The 20,048-nt window shown below is 61.4% G+C and carries 17 protein-coding genes; 2 read left to right on the forward strand and 15 right to left on the reverse strand.

The genetic code is table 11. The annotated features are described in order from the left end of the window. Positions 1-2: 2 nt before the first annotated feature. The 5 genes from CTR55_RS14770 to CTR55_RS14790 all read right to left on the reverse strand — a co-directional run bounded on the left by CTR55_RS14770 (position 3) and on the right by CTR55_RS14790 (position 6,301). Positions 3-1,151 carry a glycosyltransferase family 1 protein gene (locus CTR55_RS14770; protein ID WP_296287274.1) on the reverse strand — a complete coding sequence of 383 codons (1,149 nt, stop codon included), beginning with the start codon at positions 1,149-1,151 and terminating at the stop codon, positions 3-5. Further along, positions 1,148-2,377, reverse strand: a complete 1,230-nt coding sequence (locus tag CTR55_RS14775; RefSeq protein WP_296287275.1) for an ABC transporter ATP-binding protein — start codon at positions 2,375-2,377, stop codon at positions 1,148-1,150. The genes CTR55_RS14770 and CTR55_RS14775 overlap by 4 nt, the downstream gene beginning before the upstream one ends. After that, positions 2,377-3,162, reverse strand: a complete 786-nt coding sequence (locus tag CTR55_RS14780; RefSeq protein ID WP_296287277.1) for an ABC transporter permease — start codon at positions 3,160-3,162, stop codon at positions 2,377-2,379. Before CTR55_RS14780 ends, CTR55_RS14775 begins: the two co-directional genes overlap by 1 nt. Positions 3,163-3,246: 84 nt before the next feature. Next, entirely contained in the window at positions 3,247-4,011 is a 765-nt protein-coding gene (locus tag CTR55_RS14785) for a class I SAM-dependent methyltransferase (protein WP_296287279.1), read from the reverse strand. 31 nt (positions 4,012-4,042) lie between these two features. Next, positions 4,043-6,301 (reverse strand): methyltransferase domain-containing protein, encoded by a 2,259-nt coding sequence (locus CTR55_RS14790; RefSeq protein WP_296287281.1) that lies wholly within the window; start codon positions 6,299-6,301, stop codon positions 4,043-4,045. Positions 6,302-7,083: 782 nt separating this feature from the next. Here CTR55_RS14790 and CTR55_RS14795 point away from each other — a divergent pair. Both CTR55_RS14795 and CTR55_RS14800 read left to right on the forward strand, forming a co-directional pair. Continuing rightward, positions 7,084-8,256: a glycosyltransferase family 4 protein gene (locus tag CTR55_RS14795; protein ID WP_296287985.1), complete on the forward strand. Its 1,173-nt coding sequence runs from the start codon at positions 7,084-7,086 to the stop codon at positions 8,254-8,256. A 174-nt stretch (positions 8,257-8,430) separates the two neighbouring features. Next, positions 8,431-9,867, forward strand: a complete 1,437-nt coding sequence (locus CTR55_RS14800) for a mannose-1-phosphate guanylyltransferase/mannose-6-phosphate isomerase (protein ID WP_296287284.1) — start codon at positions 8,431-8,433, stop codon at positions 9,865-9,867. Between the two features lie 110 nt (positions 9,868-9,977). On the opposite strand, the gene CTR55_RS14805 is transcribed toward CTR55_RS14800, so the two are convergent. The 10 genes from CTR55_RS14805 to CTR55_RS14850 form a co-directional block, all read right to left on the reverse strand. Further along, entirely contained in the window at positions 9,978-10,184 is a 207-nt protein-coding gene (locus CTR55_RS14805; protein ID WP_296287285.1) for a DUF1127 domain-containing protein, read from the reverse strand. A gap of 357 nt (positions 10,185-10,541) precedes the next feature. Continuing rightward, complete coding sequence (locus tag CTR55_RS14810; RefSeq protein ID WP_296287286.1) at positions 10,542-12,038, reverse strand: acetyl-CoA hydrolase/transferase family protein; 1,497 nt, start codon at positions 12,036-12,038, stop codon at positions 10,542-10,544. Between the two features lie 186 nt (positions 12,039-12,224). Then, positions 12,225-13,661: an NAD(P)(+) transhydrogenase (Re/Si-specific) subunit beta gene (locus CTR55_RS14815; protein WP_296287287.1), complete on the reverse strand. Its 1,437-nt coding sequence runs from the start codon at positions 13,659-13,661 to the stop codon at positions 12,225-12,227. Position 13,662: 1 nt separating this feature from the next. Continuing rightward, on the reverse strand, positions 13,663-13,977 hold the full coding sequence (locus CTR55_RS14820) for an NAD(P) transhydrogenase subunit alpha (protein WP_015474896.1): 315 nt from the start codon (positions 13,975-13,977) through the stop codon (positions 13,663-13,665). 62 nt (positions 13,978-14,039) lie between these two features. After that, the gene (locus CTR55_RS14825) at positions 14,040-15,158 is read right to left on the reverse strand and encodes a Re/Si-specific NAD(P)(+) transhydrogenase subunit alpha (RefSeq protein ID WP_296287289.1); all 1,119 of its coding nucleotides are present in this window, start codon (positions 15,156-15,158) and stop codon (positions 14,040-14,042) included. A gap of 625 nt (positions 15,159-15,783) precedes the next feature. Then, on the reverse strand, positions 15,784-16,419 hold the full coding sequence (locus CTR55_RS14830) for an SCO family protein (RefSeq protein WP_296287291.1): 636 nt from the start codon (positions 16,417-16,419) through the stop codon (positions 15,784-15,786). A 156-nt stretch (positions 16,420-16,575) separates the two neighbouring features. Then, positions 16,576-17,478 carry a heme o synthase gene (gene cyoE / locus CTR55_RS14835; protein ID WP_296287292.1) on the reverse strand — a complete coding sequence of 301 codons (903 nt, stop codon included), beginning with the start codon at positions 17,476-17,478 and terminating at the stop codon, positions 16,576-16,578. Positions 17,479-17,566: 88 nt separating this feature from the next. Next, positions 17,567-18,640: a COX15/CtaA family protein gene (locus CTR55_RS14840; RefSeq protein ID WP_296287293.1), complete on the reverse strand. Its 1,074-nt coding sequence runs from the start codon at positions 18,638-18,640 to the stop codon at positions 17,567-17,569. Between the two features lie 52 nt (positions 18,641-18,692). Continuing rightward, positions 18,693-19,256, reverse strand: coding sequence for a hypothetical protein (locus CTR55_RS14845; protein WP_296287294.1), 564 nt, complete (start codon positions 19,254-19,256; stop codon positions 18,693-18,695). Continuing rightward, complete coding sequence (locus CTR55_RS14850) at positions 19,234-19,932, reverse strand: SURF1 family protein (RefSeq protein WP_296287986.1); 699 nt, start codon at positions 19,930-19,932, stop codon at positions 19,234-19,236. The genes CTR55_RS14845 and CTR55_RS14850 overlap by 23 nt, the downstream gene beginning before the upstream one ends. Positions 19,933-20,048: the final 116 nt, after the last annotated feature.

The raw sequence follows: 20,048 nt of genomic DNA on the forward strand, positions 1-20,048 counted from the left end.
CTTCAACAGGATGCTTGCAAGGCTGTCCGATAGGCCGCGACTGTCAGCTCGGCAGTCCGGTTCCAGGTGAACCGCATGGCGCGTTCCAGGCCAAGTTGCTGTAGGCGATGCCAATACTGCTGATCGTCGTGCAGGCGTTGGATGGCTTCGGAAAGGTCATTGGCATCCTGGGGATTGATGAGATGGGCGGCGCCGCCACTCACCTCCGGCATGGACGCGCAGTTGGAGGTGACAACCGGCGTACCACTGGCCATCGCTTCGAGAATCGGCAGCCCGAAGCCCTCATAAAACGACGGGAACAGCAGAATACGCGCCGACGCCAGCAGGGCATGAAGCTCGGTACTTGAGCGATATCCCAGATGGATGACCCGCCGCTCGGCGAGCAGTGCCGCCATGCTTTCGGGAAGTTTGCCCCAACCGTAGCTACCACACAGGACCAGAGGGCAACGCTCCAGCAAACCTCGTGGCAGCGAGCGGATAGCCTGAAAAACCAGTTCCAGGTTCTTGCGTGGTTCCAGAGTGCCAACGCACAGCAGGTACTGGCGATAGCTCAATCCAAACCCACGCAGGAGTGGTTCCGCCTCTTCAGCAGACCACGGGTGGAAGTTCTCTGAGACTCCCAGCGGTGTGACGCTGATTTTGCTTTCGGGGATGCCGTAGTGCTCCATGGCCTGTGCAGCGGTGAAGTGGGAAACACAGAGAATTTGCCGAGAGTTTTCCAGCGCCCTTCCAAGATGGCGTTCGATGGCGCGCAAGCGCCCCACCGGTTGGGTCTCCGGGTAGTGGACGTGGGTAAGGTCATGCAGGGTCATGACCGTGGGGCGGTCCAGTTTCAGTGGCCAGAGCGAGGGCTCATGGTAGAGATCGGCATCCCATGCCTTGAACGCACGACTCAGGGCGTACTGCTCGATTCGACGTTTCAATTCGTAAGGGGATGGCAGCATGCGCTTGGCAAGCCTGCTCAACTGGGAGTAGTTGCGTAGCCCCTGACTGGGTAACTCTGCACCGTGGTGCAGGCCGCAGGTGAACAGCAGTTGCAGGTCGTCACGTCGCTGCAGGGCACCGCTCAATTCACCAACGTACTGGCCGATCCCTGCGCGTGGGGCAAACATGACGCTGGCATTGAGTATTACCCGCAACCCCTGGCTCATGCGCCGATTCGTTCCACTTCGGCATTGGCGTCCAGCCAGGTTGAACCGACGAAGTCTTCCTTGCCCTTGTTGAGTACATGGAAGATCAGGCTGTGATCGCGCCACTCGTAGTTCTTGTCCAGGTGCGAGTCGAAGGCGGACAAGGCGATGGCCACGGAGTAATGCCCCTTGCCCAGGGTGGCCGCAAAGGCGAAGCGGAAGCGTACACGTTCACCTGCTGAAAGGTGTTCGAGGGCCATGTCGAGACGGTGGGTATTGATGCCGTAGATCGGTTGGCCGTGATGATCCTTGATCATAAAGCCCAGGATCAGGCGTGGGATTGCACGTTCTACCGAGGCTTCCACTTCCAGTGTCACGGCATCGCCAATGCTCACCGACTCGACGGAGTGCCCGCTGGCATTGCGCAGAACCACTGACAGGATGCGTGCCTCGCCGGTCCCGGAAGAAGTCTGTACGCGCCCGTCCGCCAGGGTTTCCTGGCGAATCAGGCTGTCTTCGCGAGCAGCCAGGGCGGCATTGTAATAGTCGAATACGACCTCGGGCCGGTCCTGCATCGCCAATCGGCCATTTTCCAGCAGGAGGGCGCGATCGCAGATGGATTGCACCGCGTGGCGATCGTGGGAGACCAGCAACAGAGTGGTGCCTTCCTTGCGGAACTGTCGGATGCGCTCGAAGCTCTTGTGCTGGAAGTAGGCATCCCCCACTGACAGGGCTTCGTCGACGATCAGAATGTCGGGACGGCGAGCGGTGGCGACGCTGAACGCCAAGCGCATCTGCATTCCGCTGGAGTAGGTGCGGACAGGCTGTTCGATGGCCTCGCCTATTTCGGCGAAGCTCTCGATTTCGGCCATGTGCCGATCGATTTCGGCGATACTCATCCCTAGCAACTGGCCGGCCATGTAGACGTTTTGCCGGCCGGTGAAGTCCGGATGAAAGCCCATTCCAAGCTCAAGCAGGGCGGCCACATGCCCCTGCATGCGGATGCTGCCTTCATTAGGCTGCGTAGTCCCGGTAATCATCTTCAGCAGGGTGCTTTTGCCAGCGCCATTGATGCCAATGATGCCCACCGCTTCGCCTGGCTGTATCTGGAAGCTGATCTCCCTGAGCACCCAGTGCAGGTGGTGCCGGACAGGTCCTCCCGGGGTGATCCATTCGGCCAGTCGTGCCCACTTGCTCGGATACTGGCGATAGGCTTTGCCCAGGTTCTCTACGACGATGCTGCTCATCAGAGTTCGTCCACCATTTCACCGGAGCGCTGGCGGAAGAGGAGCAGACCCAAGCTGCAAAGCACGACTGATATCACCAGCGCGGGCCAGAGCGCCACCCAGTCCGGCCAGCGTTGGTAGACCAATACTGCCTGGAAGGCCCCTACCAGTGGGGTCATGGGGTTGAGCTCCACCAGTGGGCGGATGTAGGTCGGAAGGATCGCGATCGGATAGACGATAGGGGTCAGCCAGAACCAGAACTGCACTACGATGCCGAACAATTGGCCAACATCACGGAAGAAGACGTTCAGGACGCCGAGCAGCATGCCCAATCCCGCAGCGAAAGCGAGCATGATCGCCAGCAGCGGCGGCAAGGCGATCAGTGCCAGGCCAGGAAAGGCGTCGACGGCGGTGAGGATAAGCAGGAAGAGCGTGAAGGTAATCGCGAAATTGATCAGTGCCGTGCCGATGATCACGGCCGGCAGGCAGATTCGGGGAAAGCTCAGCTTCTTGATCAGGTTGGCATTGTCCAGGAACATCGACTGGCTGCGTCCGGTGATCTCTGTGAACAGCCCCCACACCAGGAAGCCGGCACACAGGTAGAAGCCGTAGGCGAGGTGATTGTCCACACCCGGCAGGCGCGAACGCATCAATTGCGAGAACACCAGCGTGTAGACCAGGATCATCGCCAGCGGATTGAGCACGGTCCACAGCGCGCCAAGCAGCGAGTTTCGATAGCGTGCCTGGAACTCTCGGCGGATGCTGCCCGTGACAAAGCCTCGAAAGGCCCAGAGACTACCTAGCATCTAATTTCTCGATGACGAAAGACGGCGTCGCAGGGCTGGCCTGCGAGACATTGCCATTGTGTTGCCAGACACCTCGTCGCGCCGTTACTTCCGGCGGACGATGGCATATTGGCTGTCCCCGACATCGCGGATGTCGTCTTCGCTCACCCGGTACTGGTCGGCGAACCAGGACACCTTTTCCGGTCGGATGTAGCTGAACTGCCCCCAATGAAGAACGGCCAGACCGTTGCTTTCGAGAGTGGCAAGGAACGAGTCCTTGCTGAACTTGCGCACCGGAATGCCGAACTTCTGGTCGTTCGGGAACGCGGCGTAGAGGTCGAACTCTTCGCGCGTCTGGTGATTGGGGCTGCTCTGAAAGGTGAACAACTCCTTGCAGTTCTGGGTCGTCGAAATGATGGCGAGCCCCTCTTTGGCAAGCAAGGCATGGATGTCCTTGAGGATGCCTTGGCAGACTCCGGTCGATACGTGTTGCAGCACCATGGAGTTGAGGATCAGCTCAAATCGCGCCTTCGGCCGCGTACGTCGCAGGTCCTCGCTGGTCATCTTGAGAACTTCGATGTTGCGCTGGCCATGGAAGCGTTTGCGGCAGTCGTTGAAGCGATGGTCGTCCGGCTCCAGGCCCACAACGGAGTTCCGGCCGCTGAGCAGCAATTCGACCATGCGCCCGAGGCCGCAGCCGATCTCCAGCCAGTTCGAGGCCGGCCGCAACTGGGTCATCATTCTTACGTAGGCGAGAAATTCTTCCTCCGGATCGCCGGAGCCATCCCCTATACGGCTCGTGAAGTTTCGCTGCCAGGCAGTGATTTCATCGTCGTTTCCGTTGTATTTGTAATTGCTGCTAATCGTCATGGCCACTTCAGCTATTGCGATGAATGGGGGCTTACGCCTGCTCTGTGGGCTTGCGAGCCACGATGATGCGGGATTTCGGCAGGAACCCATCGAGCTCCTGCTTGATCGGGAGCGCCCCCGGCAGCTGGAGGAATTTCAGCCAGGTATCAGCCCAGCTATCGAGCACCGGAGGGTAGGGCGGCGTGATCTTGTCGAGCGTCGCGCCGTCGTAAGGCTCCCCGCTTGCCTTGTGGCATACCCAGAAGAAGCACATCCAGATCACCCAATAGAAGCCGGTGGTCTGCCTGTGCTCGATGACCAGTCCGGACTCTTCGACCAACTGCTCCAGCTCGGTGCTAGTGAATATCCGTATGTGATTGGGCTCTTCGAAATGCGCCGGATCGGCGAATTTTTTCTGCAGAAGCTCACCCTTGGCATCGGGCACGCTGATCAAGTAAAGGGCGCCAGGGCGCCCGATGCGCACCAGTTCATTCATCACGGCGATGGGGTCCTGGACATGCTCGAGCATCTCCATGGCAATGACTTTGTTGGCCAGCCCATCCTGCAGCGGTACGGGTGAGCAGTCGCTGACGATACCGATGCATTTTCCTGGGCTGATCTGCGCCAGGCGCTCTTCGGCTTCAGCTACCTTGTCTGGGTCGAGGTCGAGAAAATGCACCGACGCACCCTGTCGTGCACAGAACAGGGTGGCGCCCCCCGAGCCGCAGCCAACGTCAATCACCACGTCGTTCGGTTCGACTGCAAAGCCGGGAACCAGCTCTCCGGTCTGTGCATTGAACCAGCCGCTCAGGCTTGCATCGTGCAGGCCGGTCAGGCGAGAAAGGTCGGGCAGTCGCGAGGTTTCAGGGGCGGGCACGAGCGCAGAGCTGGTCTGGGTGAGCCCAAGGAAGCCGCCCAGATTCTGCAGTGCGCTGGCATGAGATGCATGCAGGAACATACGGGCGATCGAATTGTTCGCCATCTCCAGATAGCGTTCCGGCTGCTCCGTGGCCACCTTGTAGCTCTCGAGCAAGGCGTCTCGCAGAGAGCCCCAGTCGACCCGATGCTTGTGCGCGCGGAAAATAATGCGTGGGTCATGCGGCCAGCAGGATGGCTCTTCGCTGGAGCGCACGAGGAAGGCGACCTTCTCGTCTATGTAATCGAGCATCCCTGTGTGCCGAGGGGCGATGGCAGGTTTGCCGCAGGCCATGAACTCCATCAGCGGAAGGCACTGCCCTTCGCCGACCGAACTGTTGACGGTGTAGGTCGATGAGGCAATCAGTTGCTCGTAGGAGTCGTCCTCAAGGTAGCCATGAATGCCGATGACACGGCATTTGAAGGGCGGAACACGGCGTAACGCATCGCTGAGCATCGAGAATGCCCAGTCGCTGTTCAGGTAAGTAAACTTGAACACCAGTGTCGCTTCGGGCACTTCGGCGAAGGCCTCGCAGAAGGCCGTGACCATGTCATTCCAGTTCTTGCGGCCGTCACAGGGGTTGAGCACGGTGGTGTAGATGACGCCATCCAGGGTGATCGACTGGGTCTGGGGGGCCTGTGCCTCTGAACGTGCTTGTGCTCGTTGCTGGCGCCGCCAGTTGGCCTGGCGCAGGAACTGCGAGAGGAGATTGGCGACGCGGCCGGGCAGGAGATCGCGAACCGCGTCGCGGTACCACTCGATGGCGTGGCGCTTGGTTGCCCCGAGGCGATAGCGCATGGATTTGCGAAATACCGGTAGCTCCGTGTCGGGGTTCTGTGGTGTGCCCGGCGACAGTTGGGCGCTATCGAGAATACTGCCCCTGACATTCAGGGTCACTGCTTTACGGTTGACCGTTGGTGGGTACTTCAGTCGCAGGTTATCGAAGCGATCCCAGACTGGAGAAGGGATCGAGGTGACCGGAAACTCCTCACCCATCGCCTTGCGGATAGTCGCTACCGTATGCCGCGAGTGGGTGATCGCCCTGCCCAGCTTGCCCAGCACGTGGGTCCAATCGTTGTTCGGGTTGTCGTCCCAGACCTCGTTGGGGAGCGTGTCGAACTCCCAGGCGAATACCGGGATGGTAGGACAGCGCAACGTGGTGAGAGTCTTGTTGGGCGGCGAGAAGGAGAGGAATACGCAGTCTTCGTCGTTGGCCAAGCAACGGTCGTAGATTTCGTCCACTTCGGTCTCGGGCGACTTGATCACCTGGACCCGGCCAAGCTTCTCGAGGAAAGGGCGGAATTCCTTCAGAACGAAGTAGTAGCTGTACTCGGGGAGGCCAAGGCTGCTTTCAATACTGCCGGAGTCTGTCGCGGAGTAGATCAGGAAAAGCATCTAAGACGGTCCTGCATTTATTTGTTATTAGGCGCTTGCCAGGCAATGACTGAGCTTCAGTTCTGAGTGACTGGCCGGTCACTGTATCGATCGCTGCTATTTCTGCATCTCCTGCTAGAAAATAGCTTTTATCTGAGATAGTTTTTAACCGATCCCGACGCTCACTCGCAAAGGAAATTTGCCGGTCGTGGAAAATAACAATATTCGTGGACGTTGAGGCGCGAGAGCAGGAGGTGGCCTATGACGGCGTCAGCCGCCAAACGGGCGAAAAGACAGTTATCTCGTTGTGGTTGCTCTCTGGAACGCTCCAGCCGTGACATCACTGCAGCCCTGAGGGCGCTCTATCTCGGTGCTCCCCGTGGGGTGATGGCTACATGCATTGATTTGTCCGGCGTCTCGCCAACCTGTGCGCAAGAGGAAATGATCCTTGCTCGCGAGTACACACATATCAACTGTTTTGAGTTTCGTCTCTTGGAAAGGCGCCGCGGATATCAAGAAGATTTGAAAATCCAGAGCTTTCTAGTACTTGGGGTTTGATAAGTTTTCATTGAATTTTTGGGAAGTATTTTGTGTGGGTGGGGTTTTTAATTGCTCCTGAGATTTGGTTGTTGAAATCTCTTGCGGTGCGATTTTTATATTAGAACAACGGCCAACTAGACGGTAGGGCTGATAATAATATGAATGTTCAGGGTGTCGATGGGTTTTCTGCCGAGAAGTTGGTTGAGGGAGGTGGACTGCCGAAGCTGGAATGCTCGGAGGCCAAGCGAATACCTTCTGCCCGGTTGAAGGTACTCCATTTCTTCAAAGTCTATCTGCCAGAGTCCGTTGGTGGAGTGGAGCAGGTCATCTATCAGCTCTGTGAAAGTAGCGCACGCTTCGACGTGAAGGGGGAGGTGCTGGCTCTGTCCAACCGGCCAAGCGAGCAGCCACTGATGGTGGGATCGCATCGAGTTCATCAGGTCCCACGCAATTTCAGCCTGGCATCAACGGGCGTCTCCTGGCAGGCTATCGGCAAGCTGCGAGAGCTCGCTGAACAGGCCGATGTGATTCACTATCACTTCCCATGGCCGTTCATGGATATTGCGCACTTCCTTGCGGATATTCGCAAGCCGAATGTCGTCACCTATCACTCGGATATCATTCGGCAGAAAAACCTGCTGCGTTTCTACCGTCCGCTCATGCGCCGTTTTCTTCAGCAATCGAATCGCATAATTGTCACTTCTCCGAATTACTTCGCTACAAGTTCGATACTTGGCGATTTCAGGGAAAAGGTCTCGGTAATTCCGATCGGGCTGGATCGCGACTCATACCCATCGGCGAAAGAGGAAACCCTTCAACGCTGGACTGACCGGTTAGGCGACGAACGCTTCTTCCTCTTCATAGGGGTTATGCGGTATTACAAAGGTCTGCATATTCTTCTGGAAGCCTTGCAAGGTACATCGTTGAAAGTCGTGATCGTTGGTGCCGGACCGCTGGAGCGGGAACTGCGCCGACAGGCGGAAGCCTTGCGTGTCGAGTCGAACCTGGAGTTCCTCGGCCGCGTGGATGAAGACGACAAGATCGCGCTGCTCGAACTCTCCTATGGCGTCGTATTCCCCTCCCATCTCCGATCCGAAGCTTTCGGCATCTCCCTGCTTGAGGGGGCGATGTTCGGCAAGCCGCTGATTTCCAGTGAAATTGGCACCGGCACCAGCTACATCAATATCCATGGCGAAACCGGCCTCGTTGTCCCACCTAATGACCCGGCAGCGTTCCGCGCGGCGATGCAACGGCTCTGGGACGATACCGCGCTGGCAGCACAGATGGGCTCCAAGGCCATCGAGCGCTTCCGGCAGCTGTTTACCGCCGAAAGCATGGCCCGCCGTCATGCGGATCTGTACCGGGAGGTCTTGGCGGAGTGTGCATGGGGGGAGAACAAGCAATTGGCTGTCGAGAATGCGGAGCGCCTCATCTAGGTCTCCGCCAGAAACTGTCATTTTCTGCTTGCTCCAGGCGTGACTTCCCGAACTGCCTTAAGTACCTACCAAAGAACATCGTTCAGAAGCGCATCCTGATTCGAACGGGCGTCGTGCCCTGTGCTCTGCGAGGATGCAGAAGTGGCGGCCTTGAAGGCCGGCAAGGAGTTGAACATGCTGATCCCCGTTATTCTTTCGGGCGGAGCCGGAACCCGACTTTGGCCGGTTTCCCGCGAAGGGCAGCCAAAGCCTTTCATGACCCTTCCCGACGGACAGTCGTTGTTGCACAAGACTTATGGCCGAGCGGCTAGCCTGCTGGGCAATGCCGGAGAGATCGTCACGGTTACCAACCGTGATTACTACTTCCAGAGTAAGGACCATTACCAGTCGGCGCGACTGACACAGCGCGGGCATTTCATCCTGGAGCCTTCGGGGCGCAATACGGCGCCGGCGATCGCGCTGGCAGCGCTTGCCCTGCGTGCCCGTCACGGTGATGAGACGGTGATGGTGGTAATGCCGGCAGATCATTTGATCCGTGATCTGGATGCATTCGAGCGAGCAGTCAAGCACGCAGTATCCCTGGCGGAAACAGGTCATCTGGTGACTTTCGGCGTGGTTCCCACGACTCCCGAAACCGGGTTTGGCTACATCGAGGCTGGCGACGAGTTGGATGACTGTGGTGGTGCGCTGGTCAGGCGCTTCGTGGAGAAACCCGATCTGGAAACCGCCACGCACTTCCTGCAGAGCGGGAACTTCCTGTGGAACTCCGGCATGTTCTGCTTCTCGGTGGGAACGCTGCTTGGCGAGTTGGAGCAGCACGCTCCGGAGCTTCTGGCAGGGGCGGTTGCCTGCTTCGAGGCGAGCCCGGTCAGCGAAGCTGGCGCCATACTCCAGCAGGAACTGAGCGGGGAATACTTCGGCGCACTGCCTGACATTTCCATCGACTATGCCCTGATGGAGCACTCCAAGCGGGTCGCTGTGATCCCCGCACACTTCGACTGGAGCGATATTGGGTCATGGACCGCACTGAGTTCACTGGTTGCGCCGGATAGTCAGAATAACCGGGCGGCTGGCCATGCCATCTTCGTCGATACTCAGGGAACCTACGTACAAAGCGAGGGGCGCTTGGTCGCGACTGTCGGTGTCTCCGACCTGATTGTCATCGATACCGCCGACGCCATCCTGGTTGCTCATGCCGACCGTGCGCAGGACGTACGCAAAGTGGTGAAGCAATTAAAGGACAGCGAGCACGAGGCCTATAGATTGCACCGTACCGTCGCCCGGCCTTGGGGTACTTATACGGTCCTGGAAGAGGGGGCGCGCTTCAAGATCAAGCGGATCGTGGTCAAGCCAGGGGCCTCGCTGTCGCTGCAGATGCATCATCACCGCAGTGAGCACTGGGTCGTGGTGTGCGGGATGGCCAAGGTCACCAATGGCGAGTCGGTGCGCCTGGTGAACAGCAACGAGTCCACCTACATCCCCGCCGGCCATCGGCACCGCCTGGAGAACCCGGGGGTGATCGATCTGGTAATGATCGAGGTACAAAGCGGAGAGTACCTGGGCGAGGACGATATCGTGCGTTTCGAGGATATCTACGGGCGCACCCAATAATATTTTTTCTGCAAAAGCAAAAGGCCGCTGAGAGCGGCCTTTTTGCTTTCCTGGCAATACAGTTTTTCTGATTTGCCAACTGCCTTCGGCTGTTATGCCGAGAGGACTTCTTAACGCCAGAACGGCTTGTTCAGTTCGGCGTAACGCTGGGCTTCGCTGATACCGGCGTCGGCCAGCAGGCGGGAGTCCAGGCGGGCCAGCTGACGGCGGCTTTCCATGCGGCGCTGCCACAGGCGAACGGTGCTGACGAGGCCGCGGTGGGCGCTGGAGGTGCTACGGGTAGTGCTCAGAGCTGCGGAACCGAGGGTACGTTCCATGGTGATCATCCTTCTCGCTTGTGGCGAGTAGTCAGTTGCTGAATGGATTGAGCATATGATCTGACTTTTTGGTCAGGGATGACAGGTACAGTTGCACTGTATTGCGGCTGGTCAGCCGATTGTAAGTTTGAACTGTAATGGTCTTTTTCGGGGCGAACTGTACCGTTGCGCTCCATTCTGGTGCGCAATTGGTGGGCGTCTGAGGCTTTTCGAGGGTGCCGGCCTGGTTGGCGGCGGGGGGAGCTGAACAGTTGGAGCGGGATAAAAATCTGTTCAAGAGTGTTTTTACGTGGTTTTTTTTCGGCTGTAAACCCTTGCGGGCCATTCATTGCTGAATGACCCGCCAAGCGTCTGGAATCAGCTCGCCGCCAGCATGTGGCCGTGTTCTTCCAGATTGATATGCCACTCCAGGGCCTCGCGCAGGATGTGCGGGGTATGGCCGCCGCGCTCGCAGGCGGCATCGAAGTAACGGTTCAGGGCGTCGCGGTAGGACGGGTGCACACAGTTGTCGATGATCACCCGCGCGCGCTCGCGCGGCGCCAGGCCACGCAGGTCGGCCAGGCCGACTTCGGTGACGAGGATGTCCACGTCGTGCTCGGTGTGGTCGACGTGGCTGACCATCGGCACCACGCTGGAGATGTTGCCGCCCTTGGCGATGGACTTGGTGACGAAGATGGCGAGGTGTGCGTTGCGGGCGAAGTCACCCGAGCCGCCGATGCCGTTCATCATCCTGGTGCCGCCCACGTGGGTGGAGTTCACGTTGCCGTAGATGTCGAACTCCAGCGCGGTGTTGATGCCGATGATGCCTAAGCGACGGACCACTTCGGGGTGGTTGGAGATCTCCTGCGGACGCAGCACCAGCTTGTCCTTGTAGCGCTCCAGGTTGCCGAATACGTCGGCGTTGCGGCGGCTCGACAGGGTGATGGAGCTGCCCGAGGCGAAGCGCAGCTTGCCGGCGTCGATCAGGTCGAAGGTCGAGTCCTGCAGTACCTCGGAGTACATGGTCAGGTTCTCGAAGGGCGAGTCGATCAGGCCACACATGACCGCGTTGGCGATGCTGCCGATGCCGGCCTGCAGCGGGCCGAGGCTGTTGCTCATGCGCCCGGCGTCCACTTCACGCTTGAAGAAGTCGATCAGGTGGTTGGCGATGCCCTGGGTCTCGTCGTCCGGTGGCAGCACGGTGGACGGCGAGTCCGCCTGGTCGTTTACGACGATGGCGACGATCTTTTCCGCCGGAATCGGGATGGCGGTGCTGCCGATGCGGTCGTCCACGCGAGTGAGCGGGATCGGTGTGCGGGTCGGACGGTAGGTCGGGATGTAGATGTCGTGCAGGCCTTCCAGGTTAGCGTTGTGCGCGACGTTGATCTCGACGATCACCTGCTTGGCGAAGATCGCGAAGCTGGCCGAGTTGCCCACCGAAGTGGTTGGCACGATGTGGCCTTCCTCGGTGATGGCGACGGCTTCGATGACAGCGATGTCCGGCAGCTTGAGCTGGTGGTTGCGCAGCTGCTCGACGGTCTCGGAGAGGTGCTGGTCGATGAACATCACCTCGCCGGCGTTGATCGCCTTGCGCAGGGTGCTGTCGACCTGGAAGGGCATGCGACGGGCCAGCACGCCGGCCTCGGTGAGCTGCTTGTCGAGGTCGTTGCCCAGGCTGGCGCCAGTCATCAGGCTGATGCGCAGCGGCTCCTGCTTGGCGCGCTCGGCGAGGGCCTTGGGTACGGCTTTGGCTTCGCCGGCGCGGGTGAAACCGCTCATGCCGACGGTCATGCCGTCCTTGATAAGGGCCGCGGCCTGGTCGGCAGTCATCACCTTGTCCAACAGGGAGGACATACGCACGCGATCACGGAACATGGGAAAACCTCGGGCAGTAGGAAGTGCAAGGCCGCCAGTCTAGGGACTCGGCGATTTTTGGCTCTTATACCAAGGTCGAAAAAACGCCCGGCCGAGGTCTTCTTACTACCAATGTCCAGCGCTTTTGCCATTGCCGGAAAGCAAGACACCGGCGCGAGGCCGGTGTCTTGTGGATCGACGGTCGTCTTATTCGACGGCCTTGACCATGTCTTCGATGACTTTCTTGGCGTCGCCGAAGACCATCATGGTCTTGTCCAGGTAGAACAGTTCGTTGTCCAGGCCGGCGTAGCCGCTGGCCATCGAGCGCTTGTTGACGATCACGGTCTTGGCTTTGTAGGCCTCGAGGATCGGCATGCCGGCGATCGGCGACTTCGGATCGTTCTTCGCGGCCGGGTTCACCACGTCGTTGGCGCCCAGTACCAGCACCACGTCGGTCTGGCCGAACTCGGAGTTGATGTCTTCCATCTCGAACACCTGCTCGTAAGGCACTTCGGCCTCGGCCAGCAGGACGTTCATGTGGCCCGGCATACGGCCGGCAACCGGGTGGATGGCGAACTTCACGTTGACGCCGCGATGGGTCAGCTTCTCCGCCAGCTCCATCAGCGCGTGCTGGGCACGGGCCACCGCCAGGCCGTAGCCGGGAACGATGATCACGCTGTCGGCGTTGGTCAGCAGGAAGGAAGCGTCGTCGGCCGAACCGGATTTCACCGGGCGGGCTTCTTTCGCACCCGCCGGGCCGCCAGCGTCCGCTTCGGCGCCGAAGCCACCGAGGATGACGTTGAAGAACGAGCGGTTCATCGCCTTGCACATGATGTAGGAGAGGATCGCGCCCGAGGAGCCCACCAGCGAGCCGGCGATGATCAGCATCGAGTTGTTCAGCGAGAAGCCGATACCTGCCGCGGCCCAGCCGGAGTAGGAGTTCAGCATCGACACGACGACCGGCATGTCCGCGCCGCCGATCGGGATGATGATCAGCACGCCGAGGATGAAGGCCAGGGCCAGCATCACCACGAAGGCGGTCAGGTTACCGGTGAACATGAACAGCAGGCCCAGGCCCAGCGTGGTCAGGCCCAGCACCAGGTTGAGCATGTGCTGGCCGGTGAACTGCACCGGGGCGCCCTGGAACAGGCGGAACTTGTACTTGCCCGACAGCTTGCCGAAGGCGATCACCGAGCCGGAGAAGGTGATGGCACCGATGGCCGCGCCGAGGAACAGTTCCAGGCGGTTACCGGTCGGAATGGTGTCGCCCAGGTTCTGCACGATGCCCAGCGACTGCGGCTCGACCACGGCAGCGATGGCGATGAACACGGCGGCCAGGCCGATCATGCTGTGCATGAAGGCGACCAGTTCCGGCATCTTGGTCATCTCGACGCGCTTGGCCATGATGGAGCCGGCGGTGCCGCCAACCAGCAGGCCGACGATCACGTAGACGATGCCAGTGGTGGCGATCTCGCTGCTGATCTTGAACACCAGGGCCACGGTAGTCAGCGCGGCGATGGCCATGCCGATCATGCCGAACAGGTTGCCGCGGCGCGAGGTGGTCGGGTGCGACAGGCCTTTGAGGGCCTGGATGAAGCAGATCGAGGCGATGAGGTAGAGGAGGGTGACGAGGTTCATGCTCATGTCAGTGCTTCTCCGCCTTCGGCGCTTTCTTCTTGAACATTTCCAGCATGCGGCGGGTGACCAGGAAGCCACCGAACACATTCACGGCAGCCAGGGCCACGGCCAGGGTGCCCATGGCCTTGCCAAGCGGGGTGACGGTCAGGGCGGCGGCCAGCATGGCGCCGACGATCACGATCGCCGAGATGGCGTTGGTTACTGCCATCAGCGGGGTGTGCAGGGCAGGGGTGACGTTCCAGACCACGTGGTAGCCGACGTAGATCGCCAGTACGAAGATGATCAGGTTGTAGATGCCGTGGGAGATCAGCATGTCTTCCATAGTTTCTCACCGGTCTTCAGGGCCGGACCTCGGGTCCGGCGCGTTCTTATATAAGAAGGGCTTCAGCCGTTCTTGCGCACGATCTGGCCATCACGGCACATCAGGCACGCGGCGACGATGTCGTCTTCCAGGTTCACCGTGAAGCCTTCGGCGGTCAGGGTGAGCTTGAGGAAGTCGAGCAGGTTGCGTGCGTAGAGTGCGGAGGCGTCCGCCGGTACCAGCGCAGCCAGGTTGCTCAGGCCGACAATGGTGACGCCGTGCTTGACCACGACCTGGTCAGCCTCGGTCAGCGGGCAGTTGCCGCCTTGCGATGCAGCGAGGTCGATGACTACCGAGCCCGGCTTCATTTCGGCGACAGTCGCTTCATGCAGCAGGGTCGGCGCCTTGCGGCCCGGAATCAGCGCGGTGGTGATGACGATGTCCGACTGCTTGGCGCGCTCGTGCACGGCCTTGGCCTGGCGCTCCATCCACGAGGCCGGCATCGGGCGGGCGTAACCGCCAACGCCTTCGGCGCACTCGCGCTCTTCATCGGTCTCGTAGGGCACGTCGACGAACTTGGCGCCCAGGGACTCGATCTGCTCTTTCACTGCCGGGCGTACGTCCGACGCCTCGATCACCGCACCCAGTCGCTTGGCCGTGGCGATGGCCTGCAGGCCGGCAACGCCAGCGCCGAGGATCAACACGCGGGCGGCCTTAACGGTGCCGGCGGCGGTCATCAGCATGGGCATGAAGCGCGGGTAGTGGTGGGCAGCGAGCAACACGGCCTTGTAGCCGGCGATGTTGGCCTGGGAAGAGAGCACGTCCAGGCTCTGCGCGCGGGAAGTACGCGGCGCGGCCTCGAGGGCGAAGGCGGTGACGCCGCGTTCGGCCATGCGGGCGATGTTCTCGTTGTTGAACGGGTTGAGCATGCCGATCAGCACGGTACCCGGCTTCATCTGCATCAGCTCGCTTTCGCTGGGCGCGACAACCTTCAGCACAAGCTCCGAACCGTAGGCATCGGCGGCAGTGCCGATCTTCGCGCCAACGGCTTCGTAGGCGGCATCCGGCTGGCTGGCGCTGACGCCCGCACCGCTCTGGATGACGACCTGATGGCCCTGCCCGATCAGTTTCTTGACCGTCTCCGGCGTTGCTGCGACCCGCGTCTCACCGGCTTGGGTCTCGAGGGGTACACCGATCTGCACTTGCAAATCTCCTGCGTGATCCTGGGATTGTCCGGGCTACTACGTCGGCGACCCGGGTTTTGAACTGGCAACGGTCTGTTTTTTGTTTTAGGAGCTTGTTCTTGACCGGGCTGTGACCCGGTGGCCGCGGCATTGTGCAATCGAACCTGGAGGGCATCAAGAAGTTCTGGAGTGGCACCAAGCGATAACTACAAGTCACGTTTGGACCCGTAGTTTTCCGGTCACCACCGAGGCCGCGTGGGCCCTGGCGTTTAGCCTAATTGCCTATTGTGACCGGACGGAAATGCCATCCTCGCCGTGAATGACCCCCCATCAGAGGCTCCCCATGCCCACCGAAAGGCCCGGTAATCCTGCAACAGGCTCAGGCATAGGTGTTAATTAATGTTTCTAATATGGAGTATGAGTCATTCCTGATGCCTGAATTTCTGTAGCAGATTTTTTACATTGACTACGGGGTCAGGAATTTCACGAAAAAGCTTCAAGGCCGCGTGTTACACCGCGCCAGCACCTTGAGAAGAGGTTTAGCAGAAACTTCGGATATCTTCGGGGAAAGCGGGAATGACACAGAAAAAACAACGGCCACCCTTATCGGGGGGCCGCTGGGGGTGAGACACGGTGTCGCGGGTCAGTTGTTCGCGCTGACCACGGCGGGCAACTGGGCGACCAGCTTGTCGTTGTGCAGTGGGGCGCGGATGAAGCCGTGCTGGGTGTTGTCCGGGCCGATGATGACCAGGTTGCCGCTGTGGTCGACGGTGTAGTTGGGCTTGCTGGTGTCCGCCGGTATATAGGGGATGCTCATGGCGTTGGCCAGCTTCTGCACGTTCTCTTCCGAGCCGGTGATGCCCTTGAAGCCGGCATTGAAGAAGCCAAGGTATTCCTTGATGCGCGGCGCGGTATCGCGGTGCGGGTCGACGCTGACGAACACCACCTGCAGGTTCTTCGCCACTTCCGGCGGCAGCTTGGTCTGCAGCTCGCGCAGTTGCGCCAGGGTGGTGGGGCAGACGTCCGGGCAGAAGGTGTAGCCGAAGAACAGCAGGGACCACTTGTCCTTCAGGCTGGCGGTCTGGAAGGGCTGGCCGTCCTGGTCGGTGAAGGCGAGGTCGGGGACGCTGCGGGTCTGCGGCAGGATCACGATGCCGGCGTCGAGCAGCACGGTCGGATCGAGCTGGTGGCGCTGGTTGAGCACCTTCTGGACGGTGAGGCCGAGGATCACGGCGACGATGGCGACGAGGATGAAGACGGTCTTGTTGACTCGGGTCATGGGGTACTCGTGGGTCGGGACGTCTGGGCTTTAGGCTGCTGTTCGTAGCGTACTCGTGCCTGGCAGGGGAGCGGCGATGTTCGCGAGCAAGCTCGCTCCTACGAAAAGCGCACCGCCGTTGGGTGCAACTGTAGGAGCGAGCTTGCGCGCGAACCCTCAGTAGTTCAGGTGCAGCGGCAGGTAGTGGTCCACCAGCAGCGCGACGAACAGCAGGAACAGGTAGGCGATAGAGTACTTGAAGGTCTTGATCGCCGCATGGGGTCGGCTGCCGCAGTAGAGCGCCCAGGCCCAGTCGAGGAAACGCGCGCCCAGGGCCAGCGCGGCGAGCAGGTAGACCAGCCCAGCCATGTGGATGGCGAAGGGCATCAGCGTCACGGCGAACAGCACCAGGGTGTAGAGCAGGATGTGCAGCTTGGTGTAGTGCTCGCCGTGGGTCACCGGCAGCATCGGGATGTCGGCCTTGGCGTATTCGTCCTTGCGGTGCAGGCACAGCGCCCAGAAGTGCGGCGGGGTCCAGGCGAAGATGATCAGCACCAGCAGCAGCGGTTCGGCGGAAATCTGCCCGGTCACCGCGACCCAGCCCAGCAGCGGTGGGGCGGCACCGGCGAGGCCGCCGATGACGATGTTCTGCGGCGTGGCGCGCTTGAGGAAACCGGTGTAGAGCGCCGCGTAACCCAGCAGCGAAGCCAGCGTCAGCCAGGCCGTCAGCTCATTGGTGAACACCAGCAGCACCGCCATCCCGGCCACCGACAGCAGCATGGCGAAGCCCAGCGCGATGGGCGGCGAGACGCGTCCTTCGGCCAGCGGGCGCTTGTGGGTGCGCGCCATGATCGAGTCGATGCGCCGGTCCACCACGTGATTCACCGCCGCCGCGCCGCCGGCGCACAGGCCGATGCCGAGGTTGCCGAAGACCAGCACCTGCCAGGGCACGCCGGCCTTGGTGGCGAGCAGCATGCCGATCAACGAGGTGATCAGCATGAGCAGCACGACCTTGGGCTTGGTCAGTTCGAGCAGGTCGCGCCAGCTGGCTTGGCTGGAAGTGCTGATGACGCTGGCCATGGGCATTTCTCCGTCTTTGTGCTGACTGCTTGGCTTGGATAGGGACCGGCGCGCCGTGGCGCCGGCCATCGTGCTCAACCGTGCAATGTCATCCCTGCGAGGGGTAAGCCACCGGGCGCTCCATCGCGTCCAGGGTGATCGGGCTGCTGGCGGGCAGCTCGACGTGTTTTGCTGCAGGTGCGCGCACCCGGTAATTCACCAGTACCAGCATCAGCAGCAGGAACGCGCCGCCGCCGTTGTGCGCCACCGCTACCGGCAGCGGCAGATGCAGCAACACGTTGCTGATGCCCAGGCCGATCTGCAGGGAAAGCCCCAGCAGCATCAGCGCAGTGATGCCGATCAGGCCGTGGCGCTGGAGGTTCCAGGCCAGCAGCAGGATCACCGCGGTCACGCAAAGCGCGCCCATGCGGTGGGTCATGTGGATGGCCGTGCGGGCGTCGCTGTCGAGCTGGCCGCCGAGGTAGTTCGGGCCGATGTGCTGGGTGAGGTGGAAGCCGTTGGCGAAGTCCATGTTCGGCCACCACTGCCCGTGGCACATCGGCAGGTCGATGCAGGCCACTGCCGCGTAGTTGCTGCTGACCCACCCGCCGAGGGCGATCTGCCCGATCACCATCAGCAGCGCCAGGGCCGCCAGCGCGCGCAGCTTTGACGGCAACTGCAGCGGGGCGAAGGCGCCGGACAGACGCAGGCTGAGCAGGAACAGCAGCGACAGCGTGGTGAAACCGCCCAGCAGGTGCGCGGTGACCACCTGCGGCCAGAGCTTGAGAGTGACCGTCCACATGCCGAACGCCGCCTGGGCGATCACCACGGCGAGCAGCAGCAGCGGCAGACGCACGGGCTGGCCGTCACGGCCGCGACGCACCAGCGCGTGTACCGCCAGGCCAAGGATCAGCAGGCCGAGGCTGCCGGCGAAGTAGCGGTGGATCATCTCGTTCCAGCCCTTCTGTGTCTCCACGGGCGAGTCGGGGAAGTGCACTTCGGCATGGGCCAGTTGCGCCTCGTTCAGCGGCACGTGGACGAAGCCGTAGCAACCGGGCCAATCCGGGCAGCCGAGGCCGGCGTGGGTCAGGCGGGTGTAGGCACCCAGCAGGATGACCACGAAGGCCAGCGCCGTGGCGAACACGGCGAGGTAGAAGGCGGGTTTGCGTCTTGCCTGGATCATGCGTCGCTCCCGATCTTGTTGTTGTCGTGGGGCTGGCGATGTCTCGACCGGCTTAACCGATGTTCGAAAGCTTCAGCAGCAGCTGCAGGTCCTTGAGGATCGACTTGCCGTTGGCCTTGGCGTCATAGCGCAGCACCAGGTTGCCGTGGGGGTCGACGATCCACAGCTGCGGCTGGGCGCCGGTGTGCTCGGTCGGGGTCAGGCCCAGGCGTTGCAGGCGCGGGTAGTCCTTGTCGAGCAGCCCGGTGAACTCGGCGGGCAGCGGTTTGGCGAACGCCAGCGCGTGTTCGGCGCGGCTGGCCTCGCGGCCCAGGCCGATGTTGATCTGGCGCGCCAGGTAGACCAGTTGCTGGCAATCGCTGGTGCAGGTTTCCGGCGCGGTCACCAGCAGTTGCCACTGGTCGCTGGCCTTGTCGTCCTGCACGCCGAGATCGGCCGGGGTCTGGCCGGTGGCGATCAGGTCGCCGTGGTAGCTGCGGCCGTCCGGCACCCAGAACTGCAGCTTGTACATGGCGGTGGCGAGCAGCATCGGCCCCAGCACCATGCCGAGGATCAGCAGCAATTGCACACGCCCGCGGCGGCGGGCTGTCGGGTCAGTCAGTGTCATGGCGGTCATGGTCGAAGGTCTCCCGTGCGCGACGGATGCCGAGGTAGAGGTAAAGGGCGGAGAGTGCGATGGCCAGGGCGAACCACTGCACGGCGTAGCCGACGTGGCGCTCCGGCGGCATGGCGACGATCGGCCAGTCGGTGTCGAAGGCGGCGTCGCCCGGCTCCAGGCGGATTTCCAGCGGGCTGCCTTCGCGACTGAGCTGGTCCCACAGGAACGGGGCGTCCACCTGAGTGATCAGGCGCGGCCAGCCGGCGAGCGGAGCGCTCGGGCCGGAGGCTGACGGGACGTAGGTCCAGGCGTCCAGCAACAGGTCGTGGCTGGGCGTGTCGATCTTCGGCGGCACGCGGCGGTCGGGCCAGGGCACCCAGCCGCGATTGACCAGCAGCCACTGGTGGCCGGTGCGGTCGAAGAAGGGTTGCAGCACCTCGACGCCGGCTTGGCCGTTGCGGGTGCGGTTGTCGAGCAGGGCGGTGTGTTCGGCGTCGAGTTGGCCTTGCAGGCGCACGCGAACATAGCTGCGCGGCGGCTGGCGCTCGAGCTCGGCGATGCTGATCGGGTCCTGCTGGCGCTGCACTTCGGCGGCGGCGAGCAGAGTGCGCTTTTCGGCGGCGCGGGAGAGTTGCCAGAAGCCCAGACCGATCAGTACCGGCAGCAGTGCGAGGACCACCAGGGTCGGCGCGATGCCGGGCCGGAAGGCGCGCGTGGTACGGCCTTCCTGTGCTGGATCGGGCCGGTGCTCAGATGCGTGCTGGCTATACTGCAAGACATCCCCCTCAACCCCAGTCCCCTGCGGACAGG

This window comes from Pseudomonas sp. (genome assembly GCF_002796985.1).
Lineage (GTDB): Bacteria > Pseudomonadota > Gammaproteobacteria > Pseudomonadales > Pseudomonadaceae > Pseudomonas.